The sequence below is a fragment of the Bradyrhizobium sp. genome (assembly GCF_016213215.1).
Taxonomy (GTDB): Bacteria; Pseudomonadota; Alphaproteobacteria; order Rhizobiales; family Xanthobacteraceae; genus Bradyrhizobium.
This window is the reverse complement of the sequence record NZ_JACRAW010000018.1, coordinates 22461-38073: the sequence shown is the minus strand read 5'-3', so window position 1 is coordinate 38073 and position 15613 is coordinate 22461. Positions and strand designations below refer to the sequence as shown.

Genomic DNA, 15613 nt, shown 5'->3' with positions numbered 1-15613 from the left:
CCGCGCCCAAGTCGGCTCCGCCATGGTCAGCCAGCGGCGATAAGCCTCCAGCCGCCACTGCAGCATCCAGGCGGGCTCGTTCTTCTTCTGCGAGATGAACTTGACGGTGTCTTCCGAAAGACCCTTGGGGGCCTTCTCGGATTCGATGAGGGTCTCAAACCCATATCGATACTGATCGACGTCGATGCGCTTGACGCGATCAACGGTTTCCTGGACCGCTACCATGGCTCGCTCCGCTGCCGCAGCGACCGGATCCTGGCGGCGCTCCTCAGATCACGGCGCAGGCGCGCCTGCTCCGCTGCACGCGCGATCGCCGCGGCCACATGCAGTTCCGGTCCCAATGCGAGCAGGCTCAGTATCGCAACGAGTCGGCGCGCGATCGCCCCGGGGATCCCGCTTCTTCGGCCAGATACCGCGCGCGCCATTGGTTCGATCTTTCAGACCGGCACGCAGGTATCAGGGACCGGACAGACCGCGACGCACTGCGGCGCGTCGAAATGTCCTTCGCACTCCGTGCACTTCTTGGGATCGATGATGTACATGTCGTTCTTCAGCCGAATGGCGGCGTTGGGACATTCGAATTCACACGCACCGCAAACCGTGCATTGCGAGGCGACAATCTTGTAGGCCATGGGTCGAGACTCCTGATCAGGCAATGCCTTTTGGCATCTCTCTTTCAAGCGTCGTGCCAACTGTCACTCGCTTGATTTGTAATGACTATTTGCGGGAGCCGCGTTGTCGTGGGCCCGACAGCATGTCGCAAGTGCGACAGTCGCCGTCAGAGCCGTTTGACCTCGATGCCGTACTTCTTCAACGCGTAGCCGATCTGGCGCGGCGTCAGGCCGAGCAGGCGGGCGGCTTTGGCCTGCACCCACCCGGACTTCTCCATGGCGGCGATGACGCGATCGCGGTCGGTCATCTTTGCGCCGGCGGCGGCACTCGCAGCGCCTGACGGGGCGGCCGCGTCCATGGGAGCTTGCGAGGTCGCGGAAGCACTAACGCCAGCAACTTCTGGACCCCGCGGAGTCGCGACGACGGTCAGTGGAACCATCGGCGAGGGCCGATGGTCTTCCTGCGCGCTCTTCCACAGCATCGCCGACAGACACTCGCCATGACAGCAGGCGAAGTCGCTCCTGACGATCGCCGGCCCCATCGCCAGCGTCGCGGTCCGCTGCACGCAGTTTTCCAGTTCGCGCACGTTGCCGGGGAATCCGCAGTGCATCAGCACTTCGATCGCGGCCGCATCGAAGGTCAGCGCACGGCCGTTCTCGCCGTTGAAATTCTTCAGGAACTCGTTGGCAAGGAGCGGGATGTCGCTGCGGCGCTCGCGCAGCGGGGGCAGCACCATCGGCACCACGCTGATACGATAATAGAGATCGGCGCGGAATTCGTTGCGCGAAACCGCCTCCTCGAGATTGCGGTTGGTGGCCGCGATGACGCGGACGTCGACCTTGAGGGTCTGGTTGCCGCCGACTCGCTCGAACTCCTGCTCCTGCAGCACGCGGAGAAGCTTGGCCTGGAACGAAGCGGAGATCTCGCCGATCTCGTCGAGAAACAGCGTCCCCTTGTCGGCCAGCTCGAAGCGGCCCTTCCGCGAACTGAGGGCCCCGGTGAAGGCGCCCTTCTCGTGCCCGAACAGTTCCGACTCCAGGACGGTTTCGGGCAACGCGGCGCAGTTGATCTTGATGAACGGACGCTTGGCCCGCGGCGACAATTCGTGGATGGCCTTGGCGATCAACTCCTTTCCGGTCCCGGACTCGCCGCGGAGCAGAATCGTGGAGTTCGACTTGGCGACGACGGCGATCTTTTCCAACAATCCGCGGAGCGCCGGACTGTCGCCGATGATGCCCTGGATATGCACCTTCTTGCGTTCGCGCGACGGCTTCAGCTCCGACAATTCCTTCTGCAGCCGATAGCTTTCAGCCATCAGCCGCTCACGGTCCCGGGCGACCACGCGGTGCAGCTTCACCGTTTGCCCGACCAGATTGGCGATCATGGTGAGCAGCCGCACATCCGAATCCAGCCGGTAGTATGACTTGTCGTCCAGGACGCGGTCGATCGTCAGCGTGCCGACGACCTTCGCATCGATGCGGATCGGGACGCCGATGAAGGACACGCGCGTGGTATCGGAAGCGCCCAGCGCGGCCATGTCGGCTTGGTCGAAGGCGGGATGGATCGCAATGTTTTCGGCAACCAGCGGCATCGCCGTCGCCACGACCTGGTCGACCGCCTTTTGCGGCAGGCGGACCCGGTAGCGCTCGTCGCTGCCCTCGCTCCAGCCCGCGCCTACGGTGATGTCGGGTATGCCGTCGTCAGCCAGCAGAGCCACCACGCCGTGGCGCAGCTGCAGAAACGACTGCAGCAGATTAATGACATTGGCGAGAGTCGTTTCCAGCCGAGACGGCGCGGTCAGGATTTTCGAGATTTCGAAGATACCGGTGAGCGCGATCTCGCTCAGCGGCGCGATGGCTGCACGCTGATCTACCTTTTGCCCTTCAACCACAGGGCCACTATGCAGCATGACGGTGTCTCCGTTGCCATAAACGTCCTCCCGCAGCTCCTGTTCGGATTTGGAATTATTCTGGTTCATCTCAAAATGGTTGTCGCGCTCAACTTGGCGCCATGACTGCAAAAGAAAACGCCCGGATTTGCCCGGTTTTTGCACGATTGTGCCGGTTTGGCGCAAAGATCGCCGCTCGATCCGACAACGGAGAACCGTGCATTGATCTGGCGCAAACGCTCAAAAAATTGTTCGCCGTTGCTGAATGCGGGATCAGACGTGCTGTCCGCCGTTGATCGGCACCTCGGCACCGGTGATGTAGCTCGCCGCATCCGAGCAAAGAAAGAAGATGACTTTCGCGACTTCGTCCGGGGTGCCTACGCGATGCAGAGGGATGACGGGCGCCAGCTGGGCCTCCGTCTCCGGAGAGAGGATGTCGGTCTTGATCTCCCCCGGCGCGATCGCGTTCACCCGAATGCCGTGCGGAGCATAGTCGTGCGCCATCTCGCGGGTCAGACAACTCAGCGCGGCCTTCGAAGTGGCGTAGGCGGTGCCCGCGAACGGATGGACCCGCGAACCGACGATCGAGGTGACGTTGACGATTGATCCGGAGGCCGCCTTCAACTCGTCGAACAGCCCCTGCGCGAGAAGGATGGGGGCGAGAAGGTTGACGTGGAAGACACCCATCCAGGTTTCCACCGGGGTGGTCAGTGACGTCAGCCGGCTGCCGTCTACCGCCTTCGGCGAAATGCCGGCGTTGTTGATCAGCGCGTGCAGCGGCCCACCGCTGAGCCGTTCCTTGATTTCGGCAATCGCGCGCGGCAGCCCCCGATGATCGCTCAATTCGACCTGGACATGGTTGTCGGCGCCAGAATCCCAGGGGCACCGCCCGCCATCAAAGGGCTGGCGCGAGCAGGTGATAATCCGCCAGCCTGCCTCGGAGAACAATTTGCCTGTGGCATGACCGATGCCGCGCGAGGCGCCGGTCAGCACCAACGTCTTCCCCGACCCATGTAGGGAACGCAACTTGTCGCCTTGAAACGGACAAAGCGCGACGTCCCCCGCGGACGGCGAGCCGAAGGCATGATCGTGGCTCAACGGATCAACGCTCAAGCAAGCTCCTGACGTGCTTCCGGATCGATGCACCTGTTTGAATGGACGCTGCAGGATTCGGGCCACCGCGAACGGAGAACTTGCAGCGTTTTTCATCTTCGAATGTCGCCTTGCCAACATCGTGGCGGCTTTGAAACACGCGTCGCGTGCGCTTTCGAACAGGGCATTCACCCGCGGATGAGGCGGGGTCGTCAATGAAGCGCGATGCATCCTTCTGACTGGCCCGGCTCTTGCTCTCCTCGCTTGGTCCTCAAGTGGCAGTGCGGCCTTGTCGGGCATTGCCAACTCGCCTCTGGCATAACGTGGTTCGAATGCATCAGCCGATTGACCCAGCAACAACGTGTTTCGCGATCATTCTCGGCACCAACGAAATCGCGTCCGCCATCGGCGTCCATTTGTCACGCGCGGGTTGTTGCGTGGTGATGTCGCACGACCCCGATCCACCGGTCATCCGACGCAAGATGGCTTTTCACGACGTACTGTTCGGCGATGCGACGCGCGTGGAGGATATCTCGGGCGAGCGCGCCGATCACGCGATCCAGATACTCCGGGCGCTGCGCAATCCAGGGCCGATGCTGGTCACCCGGCTCGGACTGCTCGATCTGCTTCCGCTCCACTCAATCGACGTCCTGATCGATGCGCGTTTGCAGAAGCGCCGCATCACCCCCGATCTGCGGCGGCTGGCGCGGCTGACGATCGGACTTGGCCCGGGCTTCTCCTCCAGCTCCAATTGCGATGTCGCCGTCGAGACCCGCCCGGGCAGCATCGGACTGGTTGCCGACCACGGCTGGACCGATGTGGCCGACGGTGTTGCCAGTTCACTTGGCGATGTGGGCGCGGAGCGCTTCGTCTACTCTTCCGTTGCCGGCCGTTGGCGGACCCCGGTCGAGATCGGTACGCGGGTCTACAAGGATCTCGTGCTCGGCCATCTGTCCGGCGTTCCCGTCCTGGCGCCGCGCGACGGCTTCCTGCGCGGCATCGTCCGCGATGGCAGCGAAGTTCCTGCCGCGGTCAAGCTGCTCGAAATCGATCCGCGAGGACGGAAGGCACAATGGACTGGCATCGACGAACGCGGTCGGGCCATTGCCAGAGCCACGCTGGCGGCGATCCTGAACCATGCCGCCCGCCACAACGACAAGCCGGCCGCACCTCGCCCAGCTACGTTCGCCGGAGCGCAGCCGCCAAGACTCTGACCTACCGCAAAGCGGGCGCGTCCACCTCTGTCATGATTCCAGATCATCGCGGAGGGACCGATGTCGAAACCCGTTCCGGACAAGGCAGAGATCGCGATCGAATATCCCGACAAATTCTACGTCGGAACCTTCGAGCATACGTCACGATTCGAGGCGCATCTCGACCCGAGGGGATTTGCGCTGGTGCTCGAACGTCCCGGCGCGGAGGACGTGCGCAAATCGGTTCACCTGCACATCAGTTATGGGTTGCTCGCCAGCATCTTGCGTGAACTCGCGTCGAGCGTCGGGGCGCTGGCCGAGGACGATATGGAGCATCGCGAGCAGCTCACGAAGGCGCTGGACGAGCTTCGCAACGCGTTGGGCAGGGAGTAGCCGTTCTTTTGCACGATTCGATCTGCGCTGTTTGCGCGACGGGATCCGGCGCTGAAAATCGAAGGTCGGCCGCGCGACGGCAGGGAATTCGCGACAAGGCGCGCGAGGAAGCCCCGTCGCCGTCTTGGTTAAGGACCCCTGTCGCGAGACTTCGGACGGCCACGAAAATTAAGCCTTTTTTCAGCCTTTCTTAAGCGGCCGTTAAGCACAAAAAAGATTTAGCGGCCAATAGGTTAGGTTGCGAGCCGCTGTGGCGCGGACGTGACAGCATTTTTGTCAAATGCGAGCTATCTGCGAAACCCATGGGTGGCGCCCGCGCGGCGTCTGCCGGTACTTGTTGGAGTAAAGACAATGAAGAAGCTTCTGTTCACCGCAGCGCTGTTCGCGTGTGGCGCCGCACCGGCCTTCGCCGCCGATCTTGGCGCGCGCTATTACAACAGAGCGCCTGCCCCGGCTTACGTCGCGCCGATTTACAACTGGACCGGCTTCTACATCGGCGGCCATCTCGGCGGTGCGTTCTCCAGCGACAGCAACTTCAACGGCCTCGCCATCGGCAACAACGGCAACGGCCGCTTCCTCGGCGGTCTGCAGGTCGGCGCCGACTGGCAGCTCCATCCCAACTTCGTTGTCGGCCTCGAAGGCCAGTACAGCTGGCTCGCCGGAAATGTCGGCGCCGTCTTTCCGGGCGGCTATACCTACACCAACGACCAGCGCGGCCTCGGCTCGATTACCGGCCGCGTCGGCTACAGCTGGGGCCCGGGGCTTCTCTATGTGAAGGGCGGCTATGCCTATTCGGACAACAACGAAAACGTGACGCTTGCCGGCGCGCCCGTTCCCTTCGTGATTGTTGGCGACCACCGCAACGGCTACACCATCGGGGCGGGCCTCGAATATATGTTCGCGCCGAACTGGTCGGCCAAGGGCGAGTATCAGTACTACGATTTCGGCAGCGCCCACTTCACGGCGCCGGCCCCGCTCATTGGCGCCGGCAGCTTCACCACCGACGATCACACGTTCAAGGCCGGTCTCAACTACAGATTTAACTGGGCCAGCCCGGCAGTGGCGCAATACTGAGGCACCATTAGTCCTTTGGCAACGACAGGGCCGGCGGCTTCGCCGGCCCTCTTGCTTTCCAAGTTGTTGAAATTACCCGATCCCGGCGCTGCGATTTCTTAACTTGGCACCCTGATACTGGGCCCACAATTCAAGATAGCGGCTTGGGGGAGCTGTATGCGCCTGGGTAAGTTCAAATCTTCCCGTTTCTCGTTCCTGCGCTGGGGCGTCAGGGGCAGTCTGTTCGCCGCCTTCGCGACGATCGCCGGCATGGCGCTTGCAATCAGCGTCGGCGCCGGCTTCATGTTCAGCCATCTCGGCGAAACGATGATGGACCTGAGCGGACGCCACATCCCGCGGCTTTCCGCGAGCCTGCAGCTGTCGGCCCAGAGCGCAACGATCGCCGCCCAGGGTCCCGGCGTGCTTGCATCCATCAGCGAAGAGGCGCTGAACGAACGCACCAGAAAGGTGCAGGAGATCCAGAAGCTAGCGGCGCAGAAGCTCGGCGAGATCGTCGAGCTCGGCGCCGACAAGACCGTGGTTTCCGCGCTCGGCGAGACCGTCAAGAACATCGACGAGGCCACCAGGAGCCTGGTTTCGGCGGCGCGCGAGCGGCTGGACACCGCCGCTCTGCACGCCAAGCAATATGAGGCGCTGCGCAGCGCGCAGGCAGCTTTCGCTGCCGCGGCCAATCCGGCCATGCTGGACGCTCAGACCCAGCTCAACGCCATCCTGAGCGCCGCCGAGATTTCGACGGACGATGCGATGCAGGCCGCCCGCACCGTCGATCAGCTCGGCAACGTTCTGGCCAGCGGCAATCTGATGGCCTCCGAGATGATGGCGGCGCTGTCGGCCGGCTCCAGCGACACGCTGGACGCCATCGAGAAGGAATTCAAGGACACGCGGGAACGCGTTAAGTCCAATCTCGACATGCTGCCCGGCAATTCCGCAAGCAAGGCGGTACGGGAGGCCGCGCAGAGCCTTCTGGCTTTGGGCGAGGGCAAGGCCGGTGTGTTCAAGGTGCGCCAGAAGGAGCTGGACGCGATCGACTACGGCCAGACCATTCTGGAAGAGACGCGCAAGCTCAATGTCGGTCTGGGTATCAGCGTGCAGCAGCTCGTCGACAACGTGCAGACCGAGACCAACACCTCGACACTCCAGGCGCGGAATGAGATTTCGCTGGCAACGACCGGAATGCTGGCGGTCGGCGCCCTGACGTTGATCGGTTCGGCGCTGTTCGTCTGGCTCTATGTCGGCCGCAATATCCTGCGCCGTATCGGCAGCCTGCAGCGGTCGATGCAGCTCTTGTCGCAAGGCGATCTTGAAACGGAGATCTATCACTCCAACGACAGCGACGAGATCGCGGCGATGGCCGAGACGCTGCAGGTCTTCCGCGACAGCATGATCAAGGCCCGCGCACTTTCGGCGGAGCAGGACAAGGATCGCGTCGCCAAGGCCGAGCGCGCCTCGCGCATGGAGGCGCGCATCGCCGCATTCGAAGGCACGGTCCGCACCGCGCTGGAGAGCCTGCAGCAATCCGCCAATTCCATGCAGATGACTGCTCGGAGCATGACGGCGACCGCCGACCGGTCCAACGCGCTGGTCAACACCGTTGCTGCGGCTGCGGAGGAAACCTCCGTCAATGTGCAGACGGTGTCGTCCGGAACGGAAGAACTGTCGTCTTCGATCGCCGAAATCAGCCGCCAGGTCGTCACCTCGGCCGAGATCGCCCGCAAGGCGGTCGAGGAGGCTGGCGCTACCGACTCCACGGTGCAGGGCCTCGCCGACAATGCGGGCCGGATCAGCGTCGTGGTCGACCTGATCCAGGTCATCGCCTCTCAGACCAACCTGCTGGCGCTCAACGCCACCATCGAGGCCGCGCGGGCCGGCGAAGCCGGTCGCGGATTTGCGGTGGTCGCCTCCGAGGTGAAGAGCCTTGCGGAGCAGACCGCCAAGGCGACCGAGGAAATCCGGGGCCAGATCGCCAGCATGCAGCAGGTTACCGGTTCGGCGGTAGGCGCGATCCGGAGCATCGGCAGGACCATCGGCGAGATCAACGACGTGACGACCGCGATCGCGGCCGCCGTCGAGGAGCAGGGCGCCGCCACGCGCGAAATCGCCCGCAACATCCAGCATGCCGCCGGCGGCACCAGCGAGGTTTCCAGCAACATCGTCGGCGTTTCCACCGCCTCGGCCGAGGCGGGGACGGCGGCGACTGACGTGTTGAATGCTTCGGAAGAGCTGCGCCGCGAAGCGGAGTTGCTGCGAGGGGAAATCGACGCTTTCCTCACCAACATCCGGGCGGCGTAGCCATGCTCCGGGGCGGTGCGACAGCACCGGACCCGGACCCGGGATGTTCCGGGCCGTCATCAGTCGTGCTTTCGCGGCTCCACTGATGCGCTCCGGAATGACTGGTATGCGCAAGGTCCGGCCCGCCTTTTCCGGCACTATCGCCACCAAACGCGGTCACCGCGGCAGCCGACCGTTTTTCGGCTGGCGTCGCGCCCGCCGTACGGTTAAGCGGATAAGCGATGCATTCAAAAACAGACATGGTTCAATCTTCGGCCGAGGCGCTGCGTTACCCCTGGGAGCAACACCCCGGTCCGGATCAGGTCGTGGAGTTGAGGCCGGGCCTATTGTGGGCGCGGCTGAAGCTGCCGTTCCGGCTCAACCACGTAAACATCTACCTCCTGGCCGATGACGACGGCTGGGCGGTGGTGGATTCCGGCTTCGGCAACGAAGAGACGATCGCGGCCTGGACCACGCTATTCGAGGGACCGCTGAAGAATGCGAATGTCACGCGCCTGATCGTGACCCATTCGCATCCCGATCACGTCGGACTTGCGGGATGGATCGTCGAGCGTTTCGACTGCCCGCTGGAGATGTCGCAGGTCGAGTACCTGCAATCGGTCTATCACCAGAACCGCGGCACCGAGGAGCGGCGCAATGCGCAGCGGCGGTTCTTCCTTCGCCACGGCATGGACGAGACCCTGACCGACCAGTTGCTCGGCCGCGGCCAGGAGTATCTGACGCGTGTTTCGACGCTGCCAGCCTCGTATCGGCGCATCTCTCACGGCGACGAGCTGACGATCGGCAGCCGCCGTCTCAAGGTGATCACCGGGGGCGGGCACGCGCTCGACCAGGTGATGCTCTATTGCGCGGCCGACAAGCTGTTCTTTTCGGCCGACCAGGTGCTGAGCAAGATCTCGCCGAACGTCAGCGTCTGGGCGGTCGAACCCGACCAGAATTCGCTTGGCGAGTATCTCGCCTCACTGGCCAGCCTGACCACCACCCTGCCCTACGACGTGCTGGTGCTGCCCGGCCACGGGGTACCGTTCTATGGCTTGAAGACGCGTATCAAGCAGTTGGCCGACCACCATGAGGAGCGCTGCCGGCTCATCGCGGAAGCCTGCCGTGAAGTTCCACAGACCTCGGCGCAGCTCGTCCCGGTGGTGTTCCACAAGCATGTGCTGGACCCGCACCAGATGGGTTTTGCCGCGGGCGAACTGATCGCTCACGTCAACTACATGCTGGTGGAAGGACGGCTGACGGCGGAACAAAAGGACGGCGTCCTGCGGTTCAAGACCACCTGATTTTCGAGCAGGTATGCCAGCACAAAAGGGCGCGTACCGGATTGATTTAAATCAATGATCGCCCGGCTTAGGTAGCATTCCGGACCAGCCCGATTCTTGCTCGACAGTAAAGCTGGAAAGGCTCTAAAAAGGTCGCGTGCCGCTCAAGGCCCCCAGCCCTTCCAGGTCTCGCGATGGATTACAGCCAGTATTTCAGCTCCGCCCTCGACCAGCTTCACGCCGAGCAGCGGTACCGGGTTTTTGCCGATCTGGAGCGCCTCGCCGGCCGTTTCCCGCACGCGGTCTGGCACTCGCCGAAGGGGCGACGCGACGTCGTGATCTGGTGCTCGAACGACTACCTCGGCATGGGCCAGCACCCCAAGGTTATCGGTGCCATGGTGGAAACCGCGACCCGCGCTGGAACCGGGGCCGGCGGCACCCGCAACATCGCGGGCACCCATCACCCCCTGGTGCAGCTCGAAGCGGAGCTCGCTGACCTGCATGGCAAGGAAGCGGCTCTCCTGTTTACCTCCGGTTACGTCTCCAACCAGACCGGCATCTCGACCCTCGCCAAGCTCATCCCGAACTGCCTGATCCTGTCGGATGCGCTGAACCATAATTCCATGATCGAAGGCGTCCGCCAGTCCGGGTGCGAGCGGATCGTGTTCCGGCATAACGACATGGCGCACCTCGAAGAGCTGCTGCAGGCCGCCGGGCCCGACCGGCCCAAGCTGATTGCCTGCGAGAGCCTCTATTCCATGGACGGCGACGTCGGCCCGCTGGAGCGAATCTGTGACCTCGCCGAGAAGTACGGCGCGCTGACCTATGTCGACGAGGTCCATGCGGTGGGCATGTACGGCCCGCGCGGCGGCGGCATCGCCGAACGCGACGGCGTGATGCACCGCATCGACATCATCGAAGGCACGCTCGCCAAGGCGTTCGGCTGTCTCGGCGGCTATATCGCCGCCAACGCCCAGATCATCGACGCAGTCCGCTCCTATGCCCCGGGCTTCATCTTCACCACCGCGCTGCCGCCGGCGATCTGTTCGGCCGCTACCGCCGCGATCAAGCACCTGAAAGTCTCGAGCTGGGAGCGCGAGCGCCATCAGGACCGCGCCGCCCGCGTCAAGGCGATCCTGACCGCCGCCGGCCTGCCGGTGATGTCGAGCGACACCCACATTGTGCCGCTGTTCGTCGGCGACCCCGAGAAGTGCAAGAAGGCTTCCGATATCCTGCTGCGAGAGCACGGCATCTATATCCAGCCGATCAACTATCCGACCGTTGCCAAGGGCAGCGAGCGGCTGCGCATCACGCCCTCGCCCTATCATGACGACCGGCTGATCGACGGCCTCGCTGAAGCGCTGGTGCAGGTGTGGGAACATCTGGGCCTGCCCCTCCAGAAGAAATCGCTGGCGGCGGAGTAGCCTCTCCGTCGAACGTGCCTTGCTGCAGCGCGTTTAACGACGATCCCGTTTCTTGAGACGTCCCAGAGGTTTGCTGTCGCTTCCGGCGGCATGATTCGCTAGATTTTGCCTCTGAACCGGGCGTGTGGCCCTGCGCGAGGAGAGCAAAGCGGCAATGCTGCACGATTGGGGCGTGATCGCAGCCGCCTTCGGCTACATCGGCTTCTTGTTTCTGGTGGCAAGTCATGGTGACCGCCGCTCGCCGGCCCGGTACGGCCGCGGCAGCGGCCTGATCTATCCGCTGTCGCTGGCGATCTACTGCACGTCCTGGACCTTCTTCGGCTCGGTCGGCTTTGCCACCCGCACCAACGTCGATTTCCTCGCGATCTATATCGGACCGGTTCTGATGATCGGGTGCTGCATCGGCCTGCTCCGCCGCGTGATCCGGCTGGCCAAGTCGCAGAACATCACCTCGATCGCCGACTTCATCGGCGCCCGCTATGGCAAGAGCCAAGCCGTCGCCGCCACCGTTGCGCTGATCGCGATCATCGGATCGGTTCCTTATATCGCACTGCAGCTCAAGGCCGTCGCCGCCTCGCTCGCGACCATCCTCGGCGAGGACGAGGCCTTCTCCCATATCCCCTTGATCGGCGACGTGGCGCTGGTGGTGACGCTGGCCATGGCGACCTTTGCGGTGCTGTTCGGCACCCGCCAGACCGATGCCACCGAACACCAGCACGGATTGATGCTCGCGATCGCCACGGAATCGATCGTGAAGCTGGTGGCCTTCATCGCTGCCGGCGCCTTCGTCACCTTCTGGATGTTCAGCCCGAACGAATTGATCGAGCGCGCGATGAAGATGCCGGAGGCCGTGCGCGCCATCAACTACACGCCGTCGATCGGCAACTTCCTTACCATGACCCTGCTGTCGTTCTGCGCAATCATGCTGCTGCCGCGGCAGTTCCACGTCAGCGTGGTGGAGAATTCGAGCGATGCCGAGGTCGGCCGCGCCCGCTGGCTGTTTCCCCTCTACCTTGTCGCCATCAATTTGTTCGTGATCCCGATCGCGATCGCGGGGCTCGTGACCTTCCCGTTCGGCGCCATCGATCCCGACATGTACGTTCTGGCGCTGCCGATGGAGGCAGGCGCACAACTGCTCAGCGTCGGCATCTTTGTCGGCGGCCTCTCGGCGGCGACAGCCATGGTGATCGTGGAATGCGTGGCGCTCTCGATCATGGTTTCCAACGACCTCGTGGTGCCGCTGGTGCTCAAGCGCGCGCCCGAGCGACGCGGGACAGGCAAGGATTTCGGCAACTTCCTCTTGAGGTCGCGGCGTCTCGCGATCTTCGCCATCATGGTGATGGCCTATCTCTATTATCGCGCGCTCGGCAACACCCAGCTTGCGGCCATCGGCCTGTTGTCGTTTGCCGCCATCGCCCAGCTTGCACCGGCATTCTTCGGGGGCCTGATCTGGCGACGCGGGACCGCCCGCGGCGCCATCGGCGGCATGATGATCGGCTTTGCTGCATGGACCTACACCCTGTTCCTGCCGAGCTTCCTCGACAGCAACACCGCAGGCATCCTGCTGCTGCAGCACGGGCCGTTCGGGATCGGGGCGCTCCGGCCGCAGGCGCTGTTTGGCGCCGACCTGCCGCCGCTGCTGCACGGAGTCCTGTGGTCGCTGGCCCTGAACATCCTGACCTACGTCGCGCTGTCGCTGGCGCGCCAGCCATCCTCGATTGAACTGGTGCAGGCCGACCTGTTCGTGCCGAATGCGCTGGCGCCGATCAAGCCGAGCTTTCGCCGCTGGCGCACGACGGTCACGGTGCAGGACATTCAGAGCGCCCTTGCGCAGTATCTGGGGCCCGACCGGGCACGCCATTCCTTCGACGCTTTCGCCGCCCGACGCAATGCGCCGCTTGACGCGGCGGCCCCTGCCGATTTCGAGCTGTTGCAGTACGCCGAGCACCTGATCGCCTCCTCGATCGGTGCGGCGTCCTCGCGCCTGGTGATGTCGCTCCTGCTGCGCAAGCGCACCGTCTCTGCCAAGGCGGCGCTGAAGCTCCTCGACGATTCCCACGCCGCCCTGCATTTCAATCGCGAGATCCTGCAGACCGCGCTCAACCACGTGCGCCAGGGGATTGCGGTGTTCGATGCCGACCTGCACCTGATCTGTTCGAACCGGCAGTTCGGAGAACTATTGGCCGTACCGCCGCATCTCGTGCAGTTCGGAATACCGCTGCGCGAGATCCTCGAATTCATGGATGCGAACGGACCGGTCGGCTCACCCGACGGGGAAGTCCTGCTGGAGAAGCGGCTCGCAGCCTACACCACCGAAGGCGAGCCCTATCTCGAGCGCCTGGACCGGCACATGGTGATCGAGGTCCGCACCAACCGCATGCCCGGCGGCGGCTTCGTGATCACCTTCACCGACGTCACCCCTTCCTTCGAAGCCGCCGAGGCTTTGGAGCGCGCCAATGCGACGCTGGAAAAGCGCGTCCGCGACCGTACCGAGGAACTGACGCGGCTGAATTCCGAGCTCGCGGTCGCCAAGAGCGCGGCCGAGGACGCCAATATCTCCAAGACGCGGTTCTTGGCCGCCGCAAGCCACGACATCCTGCAGCCGCTGAACGCGGCGCGGCTCTATGTGACCAGCCTGGTCGAACGAGAGAAGGCAGGCGAGGAGGCGCGGCTGGTCGAGAACATCGACGAGTCGCTGGAGGCTATCGAGGAAATCCTCGGTGCGCTGCTCGATATTTCACGCCTCGATGCCGGAGCCATGACGCCCTCGATCTCGAGCTTCAAGATGGCCGACTTGATGCGCTCGCTCGAAATCGAGTTCACGCCGGTGGCGCGCGCCAAGCGCCTGGAGCTCACCTTCGTCCCCTGCTCGCTGCCCGTGCAATCCGATCGCCTGATGCTGCGGCGCCTCTTGCAGAACCTGATCTCGAACGCGATCAAATACACGCCGCACGGACGGGTCCTGGTCGGCTGCCGGCGTCACGGTCAATCGCTGCGGATCGCTGTCTATGATACCGGCGTGGGCATTCCCGCGCCGAAGCGAAGCGAGATCTTCAAGGAATTTCACCGCCTCGAGCAGGGAGCGCGCATCGCGCGCGGCCTCGGGCTCGGGCTCTCGATCGTCGAGCGGCTGGCGCGCGTGCTCAATCACGGCATCGCGCTCGATTCGACAGCGAGCGGCGGCTCGGTGTTCTCGGTAACGCTGCCGACCGCCAAGGCCGTTACGCACACCGCCGCCGTTACCAGCGCGACGCCGGTTGCGAAGACGCCGATCAGCGGCGCGCTGATCGTGTGCATCGAAAACGACGCGTCCATCCTCGACGGTATGCGCACGCTGCTGACGGCATGGGAAGCCGAGGTCATCGCCGTGGCCGATCCCGAGGCCGCGATCGCCGCGATCGATGCCGCCGGCCGCCGCGTGACCGGGCTTCTCGTCGATTACCACCTCGACCGCGGCAACGGGCTTGCCGCGATTCGCGATATCCGCCGTCGCTTCGGCGACAACATTCCGGCCATCCTCATCACCGCCGATCGCAGCCCGCATGTGCAGGCGGCCGCGCGCGAGGAGCGGATTGCGGTGCTGAACAAGCCGGTCAAGCCGGCCTCGCTGCGCGCCCTGCTCGGCCAATGGCGCACGCAACAGATGGTGGCGGCGGAGTAGCGACCTTTATTGCAGCTATTGCGGCGAGCTCGTTCCCTGCCGCCACTGGCTGCCGGCGATCTTGGCCGCGGCGATCACCGCCTGCGTCCGGCTCTCGACCCCGAGCTTTTGCAGGATAGCCGACACATGGGCTTTGATCGTCGCCTCGGAGACCCCGAGCTCGTAGGCGATCTGCTTGTTGAGCAGCCCCTCGGACAACATCATCAGCACCCGGACCTGCTGCGGCGTCAGCGTCACCAGCCGATCGCGCAACCGTGTCATGTCGGGATCTGCCGCGACCGACAGATCGGCGTCCGGCGGAACCCAGATATCGCCTTCCATGACCTTCATGATGGCATCGCGCAGGGTATCGACCCCGAACCGCTTCGGAATGAACCCCGAAGCCCCGAAGTCCAGGCAGCGGCGGATGGTGGCGTTGTCGTCGGTCGCCGAGACAATGACCACGGGAACCGCCGGATGCTGGGCTCGCAGGTAAATCAAGCCCGAAAAGCCGCTGATGCCCGGCATGGTCAGGTCGAGCAGGATCAGATCGACGTCTGCGTTCTGCTCGAGGAGCCGGGTCAGCTCGTCAAAGGATCCTGCCTCGTCGATTCTCGGCGAGCTCAGAACACCGGCAACCGCCTGCCGCAATGCATCGCGGAACAGCGGGTGGTCGTCGGCGATGACGAGATGAGTATCGGCAGCGGCAGTCATGACATCTTTGCGAGTGGGTTCCAACAGCGCGT

General features: G+C 63.9%; 11 protein-coding genes and 1 pseudogene. 7 read left to right on the top strand and 5 right to left on the bottom strand.

Annotated features, from left to right (window positions below; all coding sequences use genetic code 11):
• The 4 genes and pseudogenes from HY852_RS04395 to HY852_RS04380 form a co-directional block, all read right to left on the bottom strand.
• Positions 1 to 225: pseudogene (locus HY852_RS04395) on the bottom strand (Fe-S cluster assembly protein SufB); the annotation flags it as partial.
• Between the two features lie 212 nt (positions 226 to 437).
• Positions 438 to 632 carry a 4Fe-4S dicluster domain-containing protein gene (locus tag HY852_RS04390; protein WP_291602927.1) on the bottom strand — a complete coding sequence of 65 codons (195 nt, stop codon included), beginning with the start codon at positions 630 to 632 and terminating at the stop codon, positions 438 to 440.
• Between the two features lie 146 nt (positions 633 to 778).
• The gene (gene nifA / locus HY852_RS04385; RefSeq protein ID WP_291602926.1) at positions 779 to 2521 is read right to left on the bottom strand and encodes a nif-specific transcriptional activator NifA; all 1743 of its coding nucleotides are present in this window, start codon (positions 2519 to 2521) and stop codon (positions 779 to 781) included.
• Positions 2522 to 2773: 252 nt separating this feature from the next.
• Entirely contained in the window at positions 2774 to 3526 is a 753-nt protein-coding gene (locus tag HY852_RS04380; RefSeq protein WP_291602930.1) for an SDR family NAD(P)-dependent oxidoreductase, read from the bottom strand.
• 398 nt (positions 3527 to 3924) lie between these two features.
• Between HY852_RS04380 and HY852_RS04375 the strand changes: the two genes are divergently transcribed.
• From HY852_RS04375 to HY852_RS04345, 7 genes are all read left to right on the top strand, one after another.
• Positions 3925 to 4806 carry a xanthine dehydrogenase gene (locus tag HY852_RS04375; RefSeq protein ID WP_291602925.1) on the top strand — a complete coding sequence of 294 codons (882 nt, stop codon included), beginning with the start codon at positions 3925 to 3927 and terminating at the stop codon, positions 4804 to 4806.
• A gap of 60 nt (positions 4807 to 4866) precedes the next feature.
• Positions 4867 to 5178: a hypothetical protein gene (locus HY852_RS04370; protein ID WP_291602924.1), complete on the top strand. Its 312-nt coding sequence runs from the start codon at positions 4867 to 4869 to the stop codon at positions 5176 to 5178.
• A 351-nt stretch (positions 5179 to 5529) separates the two neighbouring features.
• Positions 5530 to 6252 (top strand): outer membrane beta-barrel protein, encoded by a 723-nt coding sequence (locus tag HY852_RS04365; RefSeq protein WP_291602923.1) that lies wholly within the window; start codon positions 5530 to 5532, stop codon positions 6250 to 6252.
• A 156-nt stretch (positions 6253 to 6408) separates the two neighbouring features.
• A complete protein-coding gene (locus HY852_RS04360) occupies positions 6409 to 8541 on the top strand; it encodes a methyl-accepting chemotaxis protein (protein WP_291602922.1) in 2133 nt (710 codons plus the stop codon).
• A gap of 221 nt (positions 8542 to 8762) precedes the next feature.
• Positions 8763 to 9824 (top strand): MBL fold metallo-hydrolase, encoded by a 1062-nt coding sequence (locus tag HY852_RS04355; protein ID WP_291602921.1) that lies wholly within the window; start codon positions 8763 to 8765, stop codon positions 9822 to 9824.
• 173 nt (positions 9825 to 9997) lie between these two features.
• A complete protein-coding gene (hemA, locus tag HY852_RS04350) occupies positions 9998 to 11227 on the top strand; it encodes a 5-aminolevulinate synthase (RefSeq protein WP_291602920.1) in 1230 nt (409 codons plus the stop codon).
• 154 nt (positions 11228 to 11381) lie between these two features.
• Complete coding sequence (locus HY852_RS04345) at positions 11382 to 14888, top strand: hybrid sensor histidine kinase/response regulator (RefSeq protein WP_291602919.1); 3507 nt, start codon at positions 11382 to 11384, stop codon at positions 14886 to 14888.
• Positions 14889 to 14903: 15 nt separating this feature from the next.
• On the opposite strand, the gene HY852_RS04340 is transcribed toward HY852_RS04345, so the two are convergent.
• Complete coding sequence (locus HY852_RS04340) at positions 14904 to 15581, bottom strand: response regulator transcription factor (RefSeq protein WP_291602929.1); 678 nt, start codon at positions 15579 to 15581, stop codon at positions 14904 to 14906.
• Positions 15582 to 15613 lie beyond the last annotated feature (32 nt).

Coding starts and splice junctions, on each gene's coding strand:
- HY852_RS04390 (WP_291602927.1), bottom strand. CDS start 632: ATGGCCTACAAGATTGTCGCCTCGCAATGCACGGTTTGCGGTGCGTGT.
- nifA (WP_291602926.1), bottom strand. CDS start 2,521: ATGCTGCATAGTGGCCCTGTGGTTGAAGGGCAAAAGGTAGATCAGCGT.
- HY852_RS04375 (WP_291602925.1), top strand. CDS start 3,925: ATGCATCAGCCGATTGACCCAGCAACAACGTGTTTCGCGATCATTCTC.
- HY852_RS04370 (WP_291602924.1), top strand. CDS start 4,867: ATGTCGAAACCCGTTCCGGACAAGGCAGAGATCGCGATCGAATATCCC.
- HY852_RS04365 (WP_291602923.1), top strand. CDS start 5,530: ATGAAGAAGCTTCTGTTCACCGCAGCGCTGTTCGCGTGTGGCGCCGCA.
- HY852_RS04360 (WP_291602922.1), top strand. CDS start 6,409: ATGCGCCTGGGTAAGTTCAAATCTTCCCGTTTCTCGTTCCTGCGCTGG.
- HY852_RS04355 (WP_291602921.1), top strand. CDS start 8,763: ATGCATTCAAAAACAGACATGGTTCAATCTTCGGCCGAGGCGCTGCGT.
- hemA (WP_291602920.1), top strand. CDS start 9,998: ATGGATTACAGCCAGTATTTCAGCTCCGCCCTCGACCAGCTTCACGCC.
- HY852_RS04345 (WP_291602919.1), top strand. CDS start 11,382: ATGCTGCACGATTGGGGCGTGATCGCAGCCGCCTTCGGCTACATCGGC.
- HY852_RS04340 (WP_291602929.1), bottom strand. CDS start 15,581: ATGACTGCCGCTGCCGATACTCATCTCGTCATCGCCGACGACCACCCG.